At 39.7% G+C, this 18,265-nt stretch carries 22 protein-coding genes and 1 pseudogene; 3 read left to right on the top strand and 20 right to left on the bottom strand.

Annotated elements, in window-relative coordinates; all coding sequences use genetic code 11:
* Positions 1-36: 36 nt before the first annotated feature.
* The 9 genes and pseudogenes from B0I26_RS00720 to B0I26_RS00680 all read right to left on the bottom strand — a co-directional run bounded on the left by B0I26_RS00720 (position 37) and on the right by B0I26_RS00680 (position 8,367).
* Positions 37-705, bottom strand: coding sequence for a potassium channel family protein (locus tag B0I26_RS00720; RefSeq protein WP_245934687.1), 669 nt, complete (start codon positions 703-705; stop codon positions 37-39).
* 64 nt (positions 706-769) lie between these two features.
* On the bottom strand, positions 770-1,783 hold the full coding sequence (locus B0I26_RS00715; RefSeq protein WP_111643555.1) for a cytochrome d ubiquinol oxidase subunit II: 1,014 nt from the start codon (positions 1,781-1,783) through the stop codon (positions 770-772).
* Positions 1,784-1,809: 26 nt separating this feature from the next.
* Positions 1,810-3,138 carry a cytochrome ubiquinol oxidase subunit I gene (locus B0I26_RS00710; RefSeq protein WP_111643554.1) on the bottom strand — a complete coding sequence of 443 codons (1,329 nt, stop codon included), beginning with the start codon at positions 3,136-3,138 and terminating at the stop codon, positions 1,810-1,812.
* Positions 3,139-3,292: 154 nt separating this feature from the next.
* Positions 3,293-4,165: a DUF4349 domain-containing protein gene (locus B0I26_RS00705; protein WP_111643553.1), complete on the bottom strand. Its 873-nt coding sequence runs from the start codon at positions 4,163-4,165 to the stop codon at positions 3,293-3,295.
* A 188-nt stretch (positions 4,166-4,353) separates the two neighbouring features.
* Positions 4,354-4,635 (bottom strand): annotated as a pseudogene (locus B0I26_RS00700) (TlpA family protein disulfide reductase); the annotation flags it as partial.
* 364 nt (positions 4,636-4,999) lie between these two features.
* Complete coding sequence (locus tag B0I26_RS00695; RefSeq protein WP_111643551.1) at positions 5,000-5,242, bottom strand: YkuS family protein; 243 nt, start codon at positions 5,240-5,242, stop codon at positions 5,000-5,002.
* 59 nt (positions 5,243-5,301) lie between these two features.
* The gene (locus tag B0I26_RS00690; protein ID WP_111643550.1) at positions 5,302-6,432 is read right to left on the bottom strand and encodes an N-acetyldiaminopimelate deacetylase; all 1,131 of its coding nucleotides are present in this window, start codon (positions 6,430-6,432) and stop codon (positions 5,302-5,304) included.
* Positions 6,433-6,716: 284 nt separating this feature from the next.
* On the bottom strand, positions 6,717-7,427 hold the full coding sequence (dapD, locus tag B0I26_RS00685; protein ID WP_111643549.1) for a 2,3,4,5-tetrahydropyridine-2,6-dicarboxylate N-acetyltransferase: 711 nt from the start codon (positions 7,425-7,427) through the stop codon (positions 6,717-6,719).
* 70 nt (positions 7,428-7,497) lie between these two features.
* Entirely contained in the window at positions 7,498-8,367 is an 870-nt protein-coding gene (locus B0I26_RS00680; protein WP_111643548.1) for a LysR family transcriptional regulator, read from the bottom strand.
* A gap of 117 nt (positions 8,368-8,484) precedes the next feature.
* On the opposite strand from B0I26_RS00680, the gene B0I26_RS00675 reads away from it, so the two are divergent.
* The gene (locus tag B0I26_RS00675) at positions 8,485-9,219 is read left to right on the top strand and encodes a sulfite exporter TauE/SafE family protein (protein ID WP_111643547.1); all 735 of its coding nucleotides are present in this window, start codon (positions 8,485-8,487) and stop codon (positions 9,217-9,219) included.
* 59 nt (positions 9,220-9,278) lie between these two features.
* Here the strand turns inward: B0I26_RS00675 and cbpB are convergent, their stop codons facing one another.
* The 5 genes from cbpB to B0I26_RS00655 form a co-directional block, all read right to left on the bottom strand.
* Complete coding sequence (gene cbpB / locus B0I26_RS00670; protein WP_111643546.1) at positions 9,279-9,728, bottom strand: cyclic-di-AMP-binding protein CbpB; 450 nt, start codon at positions 9,726-9,728, stop codon at positions 9,279-9,281.
* A gap of 179 nt (positions 9,729-9,907) precedes the next feature.
* The gene (locus tag B0I26_RS00665; RefSeq protein ID WP_111643545.1) at positions 9,908-10,423 is read right to left on the bottom strand and encodes a ribonuclease H-like YkuK family protein; all 516 of its coding nucleotides are present in this window, start codon (positions 10,421-10,423) and stop codon (positions 9,908-9,910) included.
* 185 nt (positions 10,424-10,608) lie between these two features.
* Positions 10,609-10,755 carry a hypothetical protein gene (locus tag B0I26_RS18150; RefSeq protein ID WP_181502655.1) on the bottom strand — a complete coding sequence of 49 codons (147 nt, stop codon included), beginning with the start codon at positions 10,753-10,755 and terminating at the stop codon, positions 10,609-10,611.
* 11 nt (positions 10,756-10,766) lie between these two features.
* Positions 10,767-10,976 (bottom strand): DUF1797 family protein, encoded by a 210-nt coding sequence (locus B0I26_RS00660; RefSeq protein ID WP_245934686.1) that lies wholly within the window; start codon positions 10,974-10,976, stop codon positions 10,767-10,769.
* A 149-nt stretch (positions 10,977-11,125) separates the two neighbouring features.
* The gene (locus B0I26_RS00655; protein ID WP_409991394.1) at positions 11,126-11,311 is read right to left on the bottom strand and encodes a chromate transporter; all 186 of its coding nucleotides are present in this window, start codon (positions 11,309-11,311) and stop codon (positions 11,126-11,128) included.
* Between the two features lie 96 nt (positions 11,312-11,407).
* On the opposite strand from B0I26_RS00655, the gene B0I26_RS00650 reads away from it, so the two are divergent.
* A complete protein-coding gene (locus tag B0I26_RS00650; RefSeq protein ID WP_111643544.1) occupies positions 11,408-11,647 on the top strand; it encodes a glutaredoxin domain-containing protein in 240 nt (79 codons plus the stop codon).
* A 136-nt stretch (positions 11,648-11,783) separates the two neighbouring features.
* Here the strand turns inward: B0I26_RS00650 and B0I26_RS00645 are convergent, their stop codons facing one another.
* From B0I26_RS00645 to fadH, 3 genes are all read right to left on the bottom strand, one after another.
* Entirely contained in the window at positions 11,784-12,023 is a 240-nt protein-coding gene (locus B0I26_RS00645; RefSeq protein ID WP_342767110.1) for a hypothetical protein, read from the bottom strand.
* A gap of 43 nt (positions 12,024-12,066) precedes the next feature.
* Positions 12,067-13,284 (bottom strand): EAL domain-containing protein, encoded by a 1,218-nt coding sequence (locus tag B0I26_RS00640; protein WP_111643887.1) that lies wholly within the window; start codon positions 13,282-13,284, stop codon positions 12,067-12,069.
* A 198-nt stretch (positions 13,285-13,482) separates the two neighbouring features.
* Positions 13,483-14,247, bottom strand: a complete 765-nt coding sequence (gene fadH / locus B0I26_RS00630) for a 2,4-dienoyl-CoA reductase (protein WP_111643541.1) — start codon at positions 14,245-14,247, stop codon at positions 13,483-13,485.
* A gap of 163 nt (positions 14,248-14,410) precedes the next feature.
* Between fadH and B0I26_RS00625 the strand changes: the two genes are divergently transcribed.
* Positions 14,411-15,307: a metallophosphoesterase gene (locus tag B0I26_RS00625; protein ID WP_111643540.1), complete on the top strand. Its 897-nt coding sequence runs from the start codon at positions 14,411-14,413 to the stop codon at positions 15,305-15,307.
* Between the two features lie 11 nt (positions 15,308-15,318).
* Here the strand turns inward: B0I26_RS00625 and crcB are convergent, their stop codons facing one another.
* The 3 genes from crcB to B0I26_RS00610 are packed head-to-tail and all read right to left on the bottom strand — an operon-like array spanning position 15,319 to position 18,215.
* Positions 15,319-15,684, bottom strand: coding sequence for a fluoride efflux transporter CrcB (crcB, locus tag B0I26_RS00620; protein ID WP_245934685.1), 366 nt, complete (start codon positions 15,682-15,684; stop codon positions 15,319-15,321).
* 5 nt (positions 15,685-15,689) lie between these two features.
* The gene (locus B0I26_RS00615) at positions 15,690-16,058 is read right to left on the bottom strand and encodes a fluoride efflux transporter FluC (protein WP_111643539.1); all 369 of its coding nucleotides are present in this window, start codon (positions 16,056-16,058) and stop codon (positions 15,690-15,692) included.
* A 54-nt stretch (positions 16,059-16,112) separates the two neighbouring features.
* Complete coding sequence (locus B0I26_RS00610) at positions 16,113-18,215, bottom strand: RNA degradosome polyphosphate kinase (RefSeq protein WP_111643538.1); 2,103 nt, start codon at positions 18,213-18,215, stop codon at positions 16,113-16,115.
* Between the last annotated feature and the right edge of the window lie 50 nt (positions 18,216-18,265).

Below are 18,265 nucleotides of genomic sequence, written 5' to 3'. Positions count from 1 at the left end.
TGGAATCCCATGGGGGGCGTTATGTTAAACGATTCCCTATTCTTCACTCAATACTTTTGCTTCAAAGCGGTCAATATCTTTATCCGCACCGATAACAATTAAAATATCGTCTTTGCGGATCACTTCTGATGCCAGCGGCGAGACAATAATATCATTGCCCCGCTTAATCGCAACAATGTTTATTCCATAGCGCGCGCGAATATCCAATTCAAGGAGCGAATGCCCATCTAAACGCTCGCTCGCCACGATTTCGACAATGCTGTGTTCATCAGACAACTCTAAATAGTCTAATACATTATTTGAAATAATATTGTGAGCGATGCGTTCTCCCATATCCCGCTCTGGATGAACGACTTGATCAGCGCCTATTTTTTTCAATACTTTCTCATGATAATCGTTTGTTGCTTTTACAGTAATATGTTTGACCCCGAGCTCTTTTAAAATAATCGTCGTCAAAATGCTTGCTTGAATGTTATCACCAATTGCCACAATGACATGATCAAAGTTGCGGATTCCTAAACTTTTTAATACCGATTCATCTGTTGAATCGCCCACTACTGCGTGTGAGGCAATATTAGCAAACTCATTTACGCGATCTTCATCAATATCAATCGCCAGAACTTCCATCCCTTGCTCGCTTAATGTACGGCAAATGCTTCCGCCAAAGCGGCCAAGACCAATGACGGCAAATTCTTTTTTCTTCACAAAAATTCCCCCATTGAACATTTCGAGAAATCTTTTTATACTATATCCATTTTATCATAACCGATTATTTTTTTCCTTTGACATAATCCGCATCAAATAAAAACAGTTTCAGCAACAAAATAAGTGACGGTATGAGCAAAAACAAGCCGGCAATGAATACGACAACTAACGTAAGCCCCATCGTTTCGTTTGTATAAGCTGTGTAAATCGTTACATATGGATCTAAAATATAAGGCAAATGTGAAGCACCGTAACCGAAAAAGGCAAAGAAAAATTGCAGCATGACAAAGATAAACGCAGTTCCATAATGCTTTCTAAAATAGATTAACGCAGATGCCGCTAAAAAGCAAATGAGTGAAAAGCCAAACATCCACCAGTAATTAAGCATTTTTTCAAAGTGAGCGACATTATGCTTATATAAGGTAATAAATACAAGCAGGCTGGCGATAATCGTCGGTGAACTCCAAAATAATGCGAATTTCCGGACAATTTCCAGTGCCGCTTTATCATCGGCCCGGTCAGCATAATAGGTGAGAAACGCCGCACTTATAAACAATACGCTAACAATGGCTAAAAACACAACGCTCCAAGAGTAAGGGCTTGTCAGTAAGCGATCAGCTAAAAAAATAATCTCGTCACCACGTTTTTCGATAAAACCTCCTTCGGAAATGGTCAAGACCGTCGATAACGAAGCCGGAATTAACAGACCAGACGCCCCATATAAAAACAAATACACTTTGTTTTCCTTAGAACCATAGTTGCTAAACGCATAAAACGAGCCGCGAATCGTCAATAAAACGAGCGCAATGCTGCCAGGAATCAATAAAGCTGTTCCATAATAATAAGCCGTATCAGGAAAAAACCCGACTAAACCGACAAAGAAAAAGACGAAAAAGACGTTTGTTACTTCCCAAACGGGTGATAAATAGCGGCTTATCAAATGGTTAATTAAATGATCCTGCTTTGTCAATTTCCCGTAATAGGCAAAAAATCCTGCCCCGAAATCAATCGAGGCAACAATTAAATAGCCGTAAAGGAATAACCATAACACGGTAATGCCGACTAATTGGATTTCCACCTCTCATTCCCCTTCCTTTGTCCCCATCATTGGTTGAAACGATACTCAAGTTCTACTTCTGCTGGTTTATTTTTAAACATTTTAATCAGTACAGTCGAACATACAACCGCCAGTACGATATAAAGCACAATGAAAATCAAGAACATAAGGCCAACGTTATCGGCTGTTGTTGCGCCTTCCGCTACCTTCATGTATCCGCGCAAAATCCAAGGCTGACGGCCTACTTCCGCAAAAATCCAGCCTACTTCGATGGCAATAAGGGAAAGCGGACCGCCAAGCACAATTGACCAAAGCAGCCATTTGCTATGCGGGTTAAATCCCTTGATCTTGTCAAAAATGAGATATAAGAAGGAAACAATGACTGTATAAATCCCAATCGTTACCATAATATCAAACATATAATGAATCCAAACAGGAGGCCGCTCATCTTCTGGAAATTCGTTTAACCCTATTACTTCGGCATTGAAATCATTAAACGATAAGAAGCTGAGCATGTTTGGCAGACGAATCGCATATTTTACTTCATTGTTTTCATCTAAAATTCCATATAGTAACAAATCAGCCCCTTTTTCCGTTTCAAAATGCCATTCACCCGCTGCTAATTTTTCAGGCTGATGTTTCGCTAAAAATTTAGCAGAAATATCCCCAGCAACCGCTGTTAAAAATGCAAACACAAAGCCGCAAACCATTGTCAGCTTAAGCGCTTTTCTATAATACTCATCGGTTCTTCCCCGCAGCAGCTGGAAAGCAGCAATCATGCCTAGAATAAAAGCGGAAGCAAGATAAGCCGACGTTAACACATGAAAAACTTTTGACGGAGTGGCTGGATTAAACATCGCCTGAATCGGATCAATCGCTGTAATGACTCCGTTTTCTAATTGAAAGCCTTGCGGTGTATTCATAAACGCGTTTACCGTTGTAATAAAAAACGCGGAAGCGCTGGAACCGATAATAACAGGAATGGACAATAGCCAATGATAGAGCGGCTTTTTAAACCGATCCCACGTATATAAATAAATTCCTAAAAAGATGGCCTCAAAAAAGAAGGCGAACGTTTCCATAAAAAGCGGCAAGCTGATGACTTGTCCGGCAATTTTCATAAAACTCGGCCAAAGAAGAGATAACTGCAAACCAATACACGTTCCCGTTACGACACCGACAGCGACCGTCACAACAAACCCCCGCGTCCAGCGCCGTGCCAGTAATAAATAATGCGGATCTTTGCGCTTAATCCCAATATATTCGGCAATGGAAATCATTACTGGTACACCGACACCAATCGTTGCGAAAATAATATGAAAAGCGAGCGTTGTCGTCGTTAATAATCTCGCTAATATAACGTTATCAAGCTCCATCTATTATTCACTCCTCTCGAGTTTTCACTGTATTAATATTGTAAATCTAGAAAAAGCTTTTTAAATAAGGCGAACATGAACTTTTTGTGACAAACATCACAAAGATATTTATGTAAAAAAGCTGGCGATTTTTTCAAATGCCAGATTTTTACGATTATTCCGTTTTCTTTTTTACGATTCTTTTTCCCAAGAAAATCAATAAACCAATGAAAATAATGAATACAACGAAAACAGGTAAATTGCCAATGATGAACACAACTAGACCTGAAAACAATGAAAGCAGAAGATTAATGCTTGACATAAATTGTTTTTTCGTCTTTTCCCATGTATTTAATTCCTTGTTCTCTAAATCTGGAACAACTACTTTATTTTCAAAAAGGTGAATCGTAACCGTCGATAAAGCCGATTGGTTTTGTAAATACTTCATTCTTCCCTTAATTTGTTCGATTTCTTCCTGTACTCTTGCTAAATCGTTCGAAATGGCGAGCAAGTCTTTTGTATCTTTTGCCTCTTTCAAAAATTGATAAAGCCTTTCTTCAACCGCTTGTTTCGATTTTAATCTTGATTCTAAGTCAACAAATTCTTCCGTTACATCCTGACCTGTAACATGACGAGAATGAACTTTCATCGCGAGTTTTTCCAATTGCCCTAAAAACATTGGAAACTTCGCTTGAGGTATACGTGTCATCACTGTGCCCTCTAAACGATGATCTTCACTTTCATAAACATTCGCCTGCACAATGTAGCCGCCTTGATTTTGCACAAGCTGTTCAATCGTTTGCTGAACCTTTTGAAACTCTTTTACTTCCATCCGAATTTCTGCATGATAAATAACTACCCGATGTTCTGATTTGCTTACTTTTTGTTCCGGATTTTGTTCATCTGTTTCTGTCTCCATTTCTTGCTGTTCTGTGACGGCTATATCAGATTTTGACTCCTTACTGCCTTCTTCCCTTTTGCTTGATGAACAGCCAGCTATGCTCATGACAACAATCAAACCGACAAGCAGGATTTTGGCCCATTTCATATGACCCCCTCCTAATTTTACATATTTACCATAATTGACGTTTACAGATAAATAATGGTTACAAAAGCATAAAAAAAGCTGACCCTAATCTAAGGGTCAGACCTCGCAGCCACAATATGCAAGAGCACAGTGCAGGATGGATGGCGAGTGCGGTCAGACACTTTTGGGTCAAGCTTCTTTCGTGACTTCTATTCGGTTTTCTTATTTTCCTCAAGAATGCGGTTGACGCGTTTTTCCAGCATTTTCATACCGCTTCCGCCCGCCTGGAAATGACGGAGTTTTCCTTCAGCATCAAACACATAGTAAGCAGGAACATATTGATTTTCAAACGCATCTGTTATTTTATGTTCATTGTCAACAGCAATAGGCTGCGTAATTCCACGCTCCTCTGCCACTTTCTTTATTTGTTCGATGTCTAAATCCTTTTCTGAACGCGGCATATGAATCGCAACAACATTCAACTCATCCTTCCATAAAATATTGTTAATTGAGAAAACTATTAATAATTTCTCAATTAAACAACATCGTTCACTTAAAAATTATAATACAATGTTAAATGATAATTAATTTAAATAAATATATTTTTTATTCCCTGCCTGCTTCATTTCGCTATTCCTTTACATCTTGTCTTTAAACAAATTTTCTAAAACTTTAGTTTAAGTGCAAAACAATTCGCACTGTCACTTTTCATCGAAATATAAATATGCTGCAATTCATATTACCGCTAAAACAGAGAACATGGCTCAACGAACAAAGCTTTTTATCCTAAAAAACGAGGCTTTTCGCTCATCAATGCGGCAGCCTCGTTCTTTTGTTCATCTGGCTATATCATTGTTAGCGAAGTCTTGCCTCAACTGCTTGACAAACTTCCTCCGCTGTTAAACCGCTCGCTTCAATGACGGAACCAGAGGTTACTGTATTTTGGATGCCCATTACATTGGAGTCTTGACCCGTGACTACGCAGCAGTCACATCCTTTTGCATCGCTTTCTTGACGGAGAGGAACTACTTCATGTCCTCTTTCTTTCAATGCTTCCTGTACGTTTGTTAATGATTGTTCTACACCGATTTTCGCCATTGTCCATCCACCTCCTCACATAAGTTAATATGTCTCATGTAAGGAGAAAATATGCCATTTTACTGAGCAGCTTTCCATTCAAGATAAGAAATAAGCAGATGAATAGCTGTATCAATCGCACGCTCATCCGGATTAAGTTTGGAATGGTGAAGACCATATGGAGAGTCGACACCCAGCCAAAACATAAACCCAGGAATTTGCGCGAGCATATATCCAAAATCTTCGCCCGTCATCGCTTCTTTGCAACGAACGACTTCAACATTTGTATGCTCATTGACAAAGCTCATAAACTCGTTTGTCAACTGTTCATCATTATATACTTGGTAATACATAGAGCCGTAATCAATTGCCGCTTCACATTGGTACCCGATTTCAATTCCTTTGACAATCGCTTCAATTCGTTCTTTTACCTTTTTCATCGACTCGGCTGATAAGGTGCGAATCGTTCCTTCAAGGCGGGCGTGCTCCGCGATGACATTTTGCACTGTTCCCCCGGAAATTTTTCCAATTGTAATAACAGCGCTATCGAGCGGATCGACATTGCGCGATACGATTGACTGCAGCTGTGTCACAAGCGAACAGGCGGTAACAACCATATCGTTCGCTAAATGCGGAAATGCTGCATGTCCTCCTTTACCTTTTAAGTCGATAAATAACTCGGAAGTATTGGCAAACAACAGCCCTTCCTTTGTCGCAATGGTGCCGACAGGATATTCAGGAGCAATATGAAGCGCAATGATCATATCCGGCTTCCATTGTTGCATAATCTCGCTTTCTAACATCGGTAAAGCCCCGCCCGGCCCTTCTTCTGCAGGCTGGAATACAAACAATAAATCATCTTTCGCGGGATGATAGGCAAAATAAGTCAATACGCCAAGCGCGATGCTCATATGAAAATCATGGCCGCACGCATGCATTTTTCCTTCGTGCTCCGAAGCAAAAGGCAGGCCTGTTTCTTCGCTAACAGGCAGCCCATCGATATCCGCTCGATAGCCAATTATTTTCGTCGGCTCTGTCCCGCGTACTTTAACAAAAATTCCTGTTTTCCACGTTTTTACTTCTAACCGTTCCTGCGGCAATGTTTGAATATAATCCAGCAAATATTGCTGCGTTTTAAACTCTTGAAAACCTAACTCGGGAATTTTATGTAAATCGCGGCGAATCGATACAAAACGACTGAGCTGCTCCACATTCGTTTCCCCCTTGTAAAAAAGAGACTGTCCCAAAAGCTCCAGGGTCAGACCCCACAACACAATATATAGGACATCATGTTGGATAAATGAACTATATATTGTGAAATACGCGTGAGATCAGGCCCTTATGAGACAGCCTCTTCTCGCTTCCGCTTTTCTTTTTGTCTAGCTTCAGCGCCTAGCCTTCTTCTGCCAAATAACCTTCTCCCTTGAGGTGACAAGCACCTCTACGGGCGAAGAACATTTGGCTTCGAAGGCTAATCGCGGCGCTTCCGCTTTTCTTATAACTGACGAAGTTCTTGTTTAATCTCTGTTTTTGCCTTTGTTTTTTCGTCAATTTGTTTAATGACGCGCGCCGGCACACCGGCAACTACCGTATATGGCGGAACATCTTCAATAACGACGGCTCCTGCCGCAACAACGGCTCCTTTTCCAACGGTTACTCCCTCTAAAATAACAGCATTCGCACCGATTACAACATCATCTTCTACAATAACAGGCTTTGCAGAAGGTGGTTCGATCACACCTGCTAATACAGCTCCTGCACCTACGTGACAGTTTTTGCCAACGGTTGCACGGCCGCCAAGCACCGCATTCATATCAATCATTGTCCCTTCTCCAACAACAGCTCCAATGTTAATAACGGCTCCCATCATGATAACGGCATTATCACCGATTTCGACTTGATCGCGAATGATGGCACCCGGCTCAATGCGAGCTTTAATTCCTTTCAAGTCCAACAGCGGAATAGCGGAATTACGGCGGTCATTTTCAACAACATAATCCTCAATTTGATCTTTATTTGCCTCAAGAGCAGCCTGGATTTCTTGCCATTCGCCAAAAATAACTCCAGTATTGCCATTAATGAATGTTTTAGCGCTTGCTCCAAAATCGATTCCTTCCAGATTTCCTTTTATGTATACTTTAACTGGTGTCGCTTTTTTGCTATTTTGAATAAATGAAATAATCTCATTGGCATCCATCATTTTCATATATACTTCCTCCCTATGCTTTTCTTCTTTTTCACTTTAGCAAACTGCAATAAAGTTGACAAGCCAAAAATTAGGAAATGTGCTTATCAATGATACTGATAAATGCTTGCACCTGCGGCAGTTGAAACGACAATTCAGAACCGATTACCCATGTATCCCTTGTCATCGGTTGTCCTTTTTGATCCGTCAGCGGAATTTTGATCATATGATTGTCAATTTCTTTAATAGCAATTTCCGGCAAAATCGCATAGCCAATTCCAGCATATGCCAGCTGCTTGCAAGTCTCAATTTGATCTACAATAATCGTTCGCTGTGGAAAAGTGCGATACCGCTCATACCACCATTGTTGAATTTGTTGGTGATACGTTGAATCGCTTTTAAATTGAATAAACGGCCGTTCCGTTATGAAAACATCATCTAAGCATTGAATTTCCTTATCGACTAAAAACAGTTGCTCCGTGAATAAATGTCGGATTATTCCGTTCCATTCCGGCCGGCCGCGAACAATCGCAACGTGTACATTGCTTTCGTACATCGCTGCCATCATTTCGCTTGTCCAACCAGTAATAAGCGAAATTTTTACGTTCGGATATGTTGCCGTAAAGTCTTTCAACACATCGGGAAGCCAATGTTGAGCGATAATCGAAGCAGCTGCAAGCTTTAATGTCCCATATACCTTACCTTCAGACTGCTGCAGCTCATCTTTCACTCGATTCGTGCGTGTTACAATTTCTTTTGCCAAAGCGACAATTTTTTCACCAGCCGGCGTTAATATTAATCCACGCTGAGAACGCAAAAAAATTTTTACATTCCAATTCCGCTCAATCGTTTGCAATCGTTGCGATAAGGCCGGCTGCGATATAAACAGACGCTCAGCGGCTTTTCGCATATTGAGTTCTTCTGTCAAAACAACGAGAATCTCGTATTCAGAAAAGTTCACAATCTCACCTTATTAATAAGTTTTTCTTATAGTATATGTTAAATTTTTTTAAATTTCATTATCAAGGAAATTCACGTACGATGATCTTAAAACAAATCGAGAAAGGGAAAGAGAATAATGGAATTTTTATTACTTATTGTTATCGGATTTGCTACATCTTTCATCGGAACGCTTGCAGGAGGTGGCGGATTAATTGGAATGCCGGCACTGCTCATAACAGGAATCCCAATCCATCAAGCGATTGCCGCAGCGAAGTTTTCAAATATGTTCAGTTCCTTTTCAAGTTTTTTTGTTTTGCTTCGTCAAAAGAAAATTCAATGGCGAAAAGCAGTTTGGCTGATTCCAATTAGCCTCGGCGGCGGAATAACCGGGGGAATGATCGCTTCCGCTTTGCCTGAGAAAACAATGACAGCGATAGCGATCGGCTTGCTGAGTTTTGCGCTAGCTTTACAGCTGCTTAAAAAACAGAAAAATAGCTGCCAAACCGATGCCGCCATTTCTAAAAAGCTGTATCCTGTACTATATGGAATCGGGGTCTATGACGGAATGTTTGGTCCGGGGCAGGCTACACTGTTAATGTATGCATACTTACGCAATGGATTTGAATATTTATCTGCCGTTGCCTTTACAAGATTTCAAACTTTTCTTAGTTGCTGCGGCGCCTTTTTCACCTATTTATCTGCCGGTCATTTTAATTGGAAAGTTGCCGTTTTTTTAGCAACCGGATCGCTGCTCGGAGCACAAACTTCTATTCGTATTGCCAATAAATTACAAAAACACCACTTACAAATGATTTTAAATGCTGTAACACTGCTTTTGATTATTCAACTAGTTATAAAGCTTGCGAATTAAAACAGCTGTCTCATATAGGCTGGATTGCTGCTACCTTTGAGACAGCCTCCTCATCATTATTAAGAATAATGGTTTAAGCGCCTTACTTGTTTGTGCAGCCGCTTCAATATTTCCCGTCTTGTAAAAATACCTTCAAAGTAACCATCTTCATTTTCAACGCAGACAAACGGGTGATTGATAACAAGCTCCAATCCTTTCATTACATGGTCATGCAGCAAAAGCCGAGGAATATCTTTGTTCATCACTTCCTCTACTTTCATTTTTTCTAACCGTTCAAATTCAATTCTCTCCAAACCTAAAATGGCATCCATAATCATCGTCATACTGATAAGTCCATGCAATTTGTACGCTGAGTCTAATACTGGAATCGCTGAATAGCCTGTCTTCGTTAACACTAATAAAGCATGGTCAAGGTAATTGCCGATTTGTACATGAGCTACCTTGTCAGAAGAGATAAGAAATTCTGCAATTTTCTTATCTAAAAATTCCTTGCTGTCAAAACTAATCATGCTGCTTCCGCCTTTCTTCCGAACATCTTTCTATAAAACTTTTTCTCTTTTATAGTTTACCACACTTACAACATTACTTAATATATCGTATTCCAGCAAGAAAGAAAGCGTTTTCGTAATATTTAAAAAATTCCCCCGTCAGAAACGTTTCTCCCTTCCTTTTTGAAACGTATTTTGCTTTATTTTGTGTATCTATTGGCATAACTAAATGCCGCATACGCTTCTGGTTTTATAATTGGCTCAATTCCCATTGCTGCTATTTTTGCTGTCATTTCATGAATGAATTCCTTCGTCGCTCCTTTTCGTCCAATATCAAGATGAATTTGAAAAGTAAAATCAGCTCCATCGCGCTTATAAGGAACTAATAATTCAATCAGCTCTCCCAGACGCTCAGAAACAAACAAGTAAGCTACTTCTTGACTCAACATCGTCTCATATGAAATTTTTTCACGAACATTTTGAATGGCACGCGGAATAATATGCGAGTGTAGACAACCCCAGGCTCCTTTTCCAACTCGATGTAAATGAATCGCAGTAACGAAACGAGTTTCATTTTTGTGCACATGTGAATCTGTGCCAATGGATAAAACATAATGACGTTTTGGGTCTGTTTCGATAAATTGTGTTAACCGCTTCATCACCATTTCAAATGACATTTTACTTTCTATCGCATTAAAAAACGTATTAAAATCCATTTTGCTACTCCTTCGTTGTTCGTGAGTGTCTCACTTATATACATATGCTAAAAAACTAAAGATATATATATAAATAGAAGGCTGTCTCATAAAAGTCTGATCCCCCTCAAACGCTTACAAGCTTCGGTGTTATTATCCCGAAATATGGCGGTTGAGGGGGCTGACTCTTTGCTAAGACAGACTCTTTATCCTTTGCTTGTATGAATATTTCGCAGCATAAACTGACAAGCTGGACATGTATAAATGACATTTTGATTCGCCTGAGCGGTCAAAACCTCTTCTAAATACGCTTGCTTATGACAATTTGGACAAATAACTACCGGTTTGTTCACTTATTTTCGCCTCACATTTGTAATAATTCAAAAATTTCAATCGCAATCATGTCAATATTATCAAATTGATAATATTTCTGTTTACTGCCTTTTTCATATACTTCGAAAATAAATGTATCAGTCTTTTCCTGATACGTAACACTGCATCTTTTTTCACCATTCACTTCGAAATATAGCTGCGGTGGTTCGTTTCCACTTCCTTGTTGCTCCCACATATTCATTAATCACTTAATAATTCCTATTCCTAACAGTTGCGACATTGAATCTCTCCTTTCTTTTGCAAAACGACACCTTCTTTTATTTAGAATACACCCTCCTTAAAAAAGGATTCTTTCCATTTCCCACGCATTGTACCGCTAGCGCTGCCAACTTAACTGCTGACAGGACCGGACAAAAACTGACAAAGAACCACTAAATCGGCATATGTTTTTTCATTAAACCATTTGCGATGCTTCACGTATTCTTTATAAAAAAATACAGGCCTGCCAAAAGGGGGCAAGCCAATTTTTAGAGCGGTAACAAAAATAAGCCGCCAATTTATGATTCTCTCCTTCACTTTTTTCACGTGACATTATATACGATTTAACCTAAAATTTAAGATGATTGAAAAACGTTTATCATAAAATTGACATCTGTTGATGGAGGAAAACATATGAACGAAAAAAAAGTTACCGTATATACACAGCCAGACTGTCCGCCATGTAAAGTGGTGAAAGAATTTTTACGGCATCATCAAATTGACTTCGAGGAATTCGATGTTTCGAAAGACAAAGCAGCGCGCAATCGTTTAATCAATGTTTACCGCTCATATTCCACCCCTACAATTGTTGTAGGTGATGAGGTTGTGACCGGATTCGATTTGCAGGCATTAGAAAAACTTTTAGGCCTGTAGCCACAAATAAAAAGGCTGACCTCAAAGCAAAGGTCAGCTCACAGCACAATATATAGAATCGAATAAATGAATGATATATTGTGGAATGCACGTGAGCCCAGACGCTTACGGGTCAGCCCTTTACATTTTTATCGCATTACCAGCTATAATTCAGAGCAAAGTAAATAATGGAAACGAGCGCTGCTCCGCCGGCAATGATATAGGCCAAAAATACAGGATTACGCAAGTATGGATGCTCCTGTACTTTTTCATTGATCTCTGTATCATACTCTCCTTGTAATTTTTGATTTCTTCCAATCGAGTACGTGTAGATGAATCCCACCGCAGCAATTAAAAAAACAACAACTGACATGACTAATGCAAATTGTATCATCATCCATTCACCTCACGCTTACTTTCCCACATAGAGGCGAATTTATTCATAAATGGCCGTCATTTTCAAATAAATAATCATAAGTAAGGTCAATAAACAAATAATGTTTTTCATCGATTGGATAGGAGAAAGTCCGAATTGTTTCCCCTGTTTCAATATCGCTGTATAAGTCAGAAAGGATGCCGCTTTTTCGCAAACGCATTCGGAAAATATTTTCTAAAAAATACGGACGCCAGCTCCAATTTTTCATATAATACTGCGGTTGTAATTCCCATTTTTCCTTATGTTTAAAAATGTTCGCTGATCGCTGAAAACCATCTTCATCACAAATGTAAATTCGAAAGCAGCTGTCGCTTAACTCTTCGGCAAGAAAGCAGATTAATTCATTAAAATCGGTCACCTTTTTATATTTGTTTAATAAAACCGTCAGCCGTTGCTGAAATTGCTCGGAAATATTATATAGCGTTTGCAGCTTTTTCTTCTCATGCTGAATGAATTGATGAAACTCCTGACGCAATCGTTCTTTTAAATAATCTCGTTCCAATAAATGGGCAGCCGGTCTGGCTAAATAATACCCTTGATAATAACGGCCGCCATTTCGCCAAGCATATTGCAGCTGAAAAGCCGCTTCAATGTCTTCATACAATAAAGTTGCCCCGATTTTTCTTGCTAATAAAGAAATGGAATATAACACATCATGGTAAGAATGTTTGACAGATGTTTTGCGCAATTCCTCTAAGTCAATTTTTAAAATATCAGGCGACAACAAACCGATTCGGTCTAAATGACTGCTCTCTTTTCCGATATTATCGACCGCTATTTTTATTCCATATGTACGCATATACGTTAATAAATGACTTAATTGATGGATGTCTCCTTTAAAATGATGCTCCGTAATTTCCAGTACAATTCGTTCAAGCGACAACCCTTTTGCTTGATAATGCAGCAGCATTTGTAAAAAAGATTCGCCACGATCAAGCATTAACAAATTCGCATCGCGGTTAATAAAAATGAGTGCAGCCGGATCAGACGAAGCTAAAAAGCAGTCAAGCGCTTTTGCTGTGACAATCTGATCTACTTCCATGCGAAATTCTTCCGGAATCGTCTCATCTTGGAAAAATGGACCGAGACTGACAACATCTTCACCGGTGCGAAATCGCCCTAACACCTCATAGCCGATCACACAATGCTCATCCGCGCTAAATATTGCCTGATAATGCGGAATGACATCGTGAAGGTGGGTCATAATATCAAGCGGATCCATCATGTACTTCCCTCCTTTTGTCACTCTCGCTGTTTTTCGCATTATTATAACATATTCCATCCTTGATGAGCTGATTTTCTTGGCAATGATTATACTAACAAAAACGGCAATACGATTTTCAACCGCCGTTCTTGATAAAGATTCATTTATGGTTCACATAAAAAACAAATGGCTGACCCTTTTCGGTCAGCCATTTGTTTAAAATGGGTATTGATTTAGCCACTGTCCGCCGTCTATTGTAATGCACTCACCGTTAATGTACGCTGCTTCATCGGAAAGCAAAAATGAAGCAAGTGCAGCAATTTCCTCAGGCGTACCTAAACGGCCGAGCGGGACGCTATTCAATGTTCGCTGTGCAGCCTCTTCTGACTGCCAAAGCCGTTCTGCTCCCCCTGTCCGTTCAATAGGTCCTGGTGCAATGGCATTGACGCGGAAACCGTACTTTCTTCCCCATTCGACAGCAAGTGTTCTCGTCATTGCCAATACCCCAGCTTTGGCACATGCCGAATGGATCACGCCCGCTCCGGCGTTCCACGCATATGTCGCAACCATATTGATAATCGAGCCTTTCTGCCCCTTATTAATCCAGTAGTTTCCAACTTCTCTGCTGCAATAAAAAGTTCCGTTTAAAACAATATTAATAACGCTGTTCCAGCCGTTAATCGAAAGTTTTTCAGCTGGACAAATAAAATTCCCTGCTGCATTGTTAATAAGTGCATCAATTCGTCCAAATTCTTCATCCGTGCGTCTAACCATTTCAGCAACAAGTTCCGGATCACGTACATCCATCTGAATCGGCAGCACTTTCCCTGCCGGTGATTCGATTTCTTTTTTTGTTTCCTCTAAAGCCTCTAATCTTCTTCCCGTAATAACGACATGAGCCCCTTCTTGTACAAACCGCTTCGCCATATATTTGCCCATTCCGCTTGAACCACCCGTAACAATAATCACCTTTCCGTTCACAGTTCTCCCTCCGTTAAATGACTGATTATTCATTCATTTTCATCTTACTATAAATAGACGGAATTTTCTAATATTTATTTCATACCTTTGCCGCTTTTCACTTTGTCTATTTCCATATATAATGGATAAAGCGAATGCGAAAGGGCGTACGGAGTTGGAATTCATGAATCATAAACTAGGAACCGATCAGGATAAAAAAATATATACACGAAGGCAATTTTTAAAAAAAAGCCTTTCGTTGATGATGAGCGGCTTTGTATTTACATCCATTGGCTATTTATATGCGCGATTCATCGAACCGAAACAGCTTGTCACAACCAGCCATGTCATTTCCCATCCACTCATTCCGAAAAGCTTTGACGGTGTAAAAATCGTTCAATTTAGCGACATTCATCTCGGTCATTTTTATGACTTAAAACGATTAAAGCGCATTGTTCGCAAAATCAACGAACTCACCCCTGATCTTGTTGTCTTCACCGGGGATTTAATTGATGAACCGAATAAATATCCGGACACTGAGCAAATTATTCCGATTCTTAAAAAGATTGAAGCACGTCTCGGAAAATTCAGTATTTACGGAAATCATGACCATGGCGGTTACGGCACTGAGATTTATTTGGATATTATGAATAAGGCAAATTTTAAAACGCTCATTAATGAACATGTCATCATTGAGCTTTTAGATAAAAGTAAAATTGCGATTGCCGGCCTTGATGATATGATGCTTGGCAAGCCGAACTTCTCCGCCATGATAAAAGATATCCCGCCAAACACATATACGATTGCTTTGCTGCATGAACCAGATGGTGCTAATATGACGGCTTCTTTTCCGGTTCATCTACAGCTTTCAGGTCACAGCCATGGTGGGCAAATACAAATTCCGCTCTTAGGCCCGCTTGTTACGCCGCCGCTGGCCGTGCAATATTATGAGGGATTCTATAAAATTAATGATTTAACGTTATATGTAAACCGTGGTCTAGGAACAACGAGATTGCCGTTTCGCTTTCTCTCCCTCCCTGAATTAACCGTCTTTACGTTAAAACATCAAAAACAAAGCTGACCCGTGACGGGTCAGCTTTGTTTTATACCGAAATATGCAGCCGAAAACAAAGCGATACTTCCCGCTATTGAAAGAATAATATAAATGATAGCAACGCCATATTGTTTTTTTGTTAACAGCTGCACAGCTTCCAGACTAAACGTTGAAAAAGTAGTAAAAGCGCCCAAAAAACCAACCGTTAATGCTTTAGAGACAACTATTTCATATTTTGCAGATATGCCTGCCACCATTCCAAATGCCAATGAGCCTGACCAGTTAATCAGCAAGATAGCTAACGGCAATGATTTAAAGGTGATTTTCCCTAACCACATACTACATAAATAGCGACAGTATGCCCCAAATGCTCCTGCTAAAGAAATAGCGATCATCGTTTTCATTATTTTCACCCTTCATGTCTCTTTGTTCCGATTAAGAATCCAAGCAAGCAAAAAAGAAGACTGCCAACTAATGATGTGATGATATAAAGGAGCCCTTTCAGCCAATTCCCTCCTGCCAACCATTCAAATGCTTCCTTGCTGAACGTTGACATCGTTGTAAACCCACCGCAAAAACCGGTACCGATGCCCGTTTTTATCCAATCTTTCATTTTGTCTTTCATTGAATACGCTGTAACGATTCCAAGAAGAAATGAGCCTGCCACATTCGCCAGTAAAGTAGATAAAGGAAAGTATACTCCTAAAATATAACGGCATAACGCGCCAGCCGCTCCGCCAAAAGCAACAGCGAGGCTCGTTTTCCAAGTTAGTTTCATCATGTTCCTCCTTTTTGCCAAAGAGAAAGAAGCCCATACTGACCCCGAGCTTCCTTATTCCTCATCTTCACTTACATTATAGGCCATGTTAAACAACACTAGTTGACTGTCGATTTCTTCTTCTCCCTCACGGCGTTCCACATAATGATAATTGCCATGCTCATCTTGCTCCCGCGCTTTAACGTTATCAGAAAGCATAATCGATAATATTTTCATAATTCGCTTTTTCAAATGTTCCGCAAAAATTGGAAACAAAATTTCCACACGTTTCTCCATATTCCGCGTCATCATATCTGCAGATGATAAAAATACTTTATCTTCTCCGTTATGATGAAAATAATAAATCCGGCTATGTTCAAGAAACCTTCCGACAATACTGCGTACTCGTATATTTTCGCTTACCCCCGGAATGCGCGGACGAAGGCAGCAAATTCCGCGGACAATTAAATCAATTTTTACACCCGCTTGTGATGCTTCATACAATTTCATAATGAGCTCTTTATCTGTAAGCGAGTTCATTTTCGCAATAATTCTGCCATTTCCGTGCTGTTTATGGAAGCGAATTTCATCGTCAATCAGCTTAATAAAATCGCGGCGAATATCAAAAGGAGCAACGGATAAATAATGAAAATCAGGCTTTTCCATATAGCCGCTTAAATAATTAAAAAAGTTTGTCGCATCTTCACCGAATTTTTTATTGGCAGTAATAAGTCCTAAGTCTGTATACACTTTTGCTGTCGCATCATTGTAATTTCCTGTGCCTAAATGAACAAACCTTTCAATTTTTCCATTTTTCTGCCTTACAACAAGCGTAATCTTGCTATGTGTTTTTAAGTGGGTAATTCCATAAATAACGTGGCAGCCGGCTTTTTCCAGCTCTTTTGCCCACTGAACGTTTTTTTCCTCATCAAAACGCGCCTTTAGCTCCACGAGTACCGTGACCTGTTTTCCATTTTCCGCCGCCCGCTTTAGCGCTTCAATAATCGGCGAGTCGCCGCTGACACGATAAAGAGTTTGTTTAATCGCTAATACATCCGGATCATCTGCAGCATCGGAAACAAAATCTATAACAGGTTCAAACGATTCATATGGGTGATGCAGAAGAATATCGTGTTCTGCTGCTTTTTCAAAAATATCCTCATCAGAGCCTAAATCCTTTGGAGGTTGTGGAATTAATGCCTCATATACTAAATGTTCTTTAAACTTGGACAATTCCTTATAAAAGTTGAATAAAAACGTTAAATCCAGCGGTCCGTCGATTTCATAAATGTCTTTTTCATGAATTTCAAGCTCATCTAATAAATAATTCAAAATAAACGTATCATGATCGTTTTTGCTCATTTCCAAGCGGACAGCGGCTCCCCATTTTCGCTTCTTCAGTTCTTTTTCAATTTCTTTCAATAAATCACGGGCACCTTCTTCATGAATGGTTAAATCTGCATTCCTTGTAATGCGAAATTGCGTAACAGAAACCACTTTATACCCTTTGAACAACATATGTATATGAGCAGTAATAACATCCTCAAGCAAGACATAACATAAGCGTCCATCATCAGAAGGCAATGAAATGAAACGATTCAAAACGGAAGGAACTTGGACGATTGCCAGCTTCTTTTGCATTTCGTCATCTTGTTTCTTGTCTTCAAGTAAGATCGCTAAATTTAAACTTTTATTTAACAGCATCGGAAACGGGCGATAGGCATCTACAGCCATTGGAGTCAGCACTGGAAACACTTGTTCAACGAAGTAGTTCCGCAAATATTGTTTTTGCTCGCCTGTTAGTTCATTCGTTGAAAGCAAATATATATTTTCCTCATTTAACATTGGTACCAACACATCATTATAAATTTGATACTGCCACTCAACGAGTTCGTGCACCTTAAGCGAAATCTTCGCCAACTGTTGTTTCGGTGTCAAGCCCGCCTTATTTTCCGGTTTATTAAATCCCGCCTTTACTTGATCTTTCAAACCTGCCACACGAACCATAAAAAATTCATCTAAATTAGAGCTGAAAATAGCTAGAAATTTCAATCGTTCAAGCAATGGATTGCGTTTGTCAAACGCTTCCTGCAGCACACGTTCATTAAACGCTAACCAACTTAGTTCACGGTTGTTATAATAGCGCGGATTGCTTAATTCAACTCGTTCTTCTGCCATTATGACCTACTCCCCTCTTTTTCAGGTAAAATGCAGCCTGCCGCTTTTCG

This window comes from Paranoxybacillus vitaminiphilus (assembly GCF_003259935.1).
Taxonomy (GTDB): Bacteria; Bacillota; Bacilli; order Bacillales; family Anoxybacillaceae; genus Paranoxybacillus; species Paranoxybacillus vitaminiphilus.
Note: the sequence above shows the minus strand (reverse complement) of the source record. Positions and strands in the feature narration are given on the sequence as shown.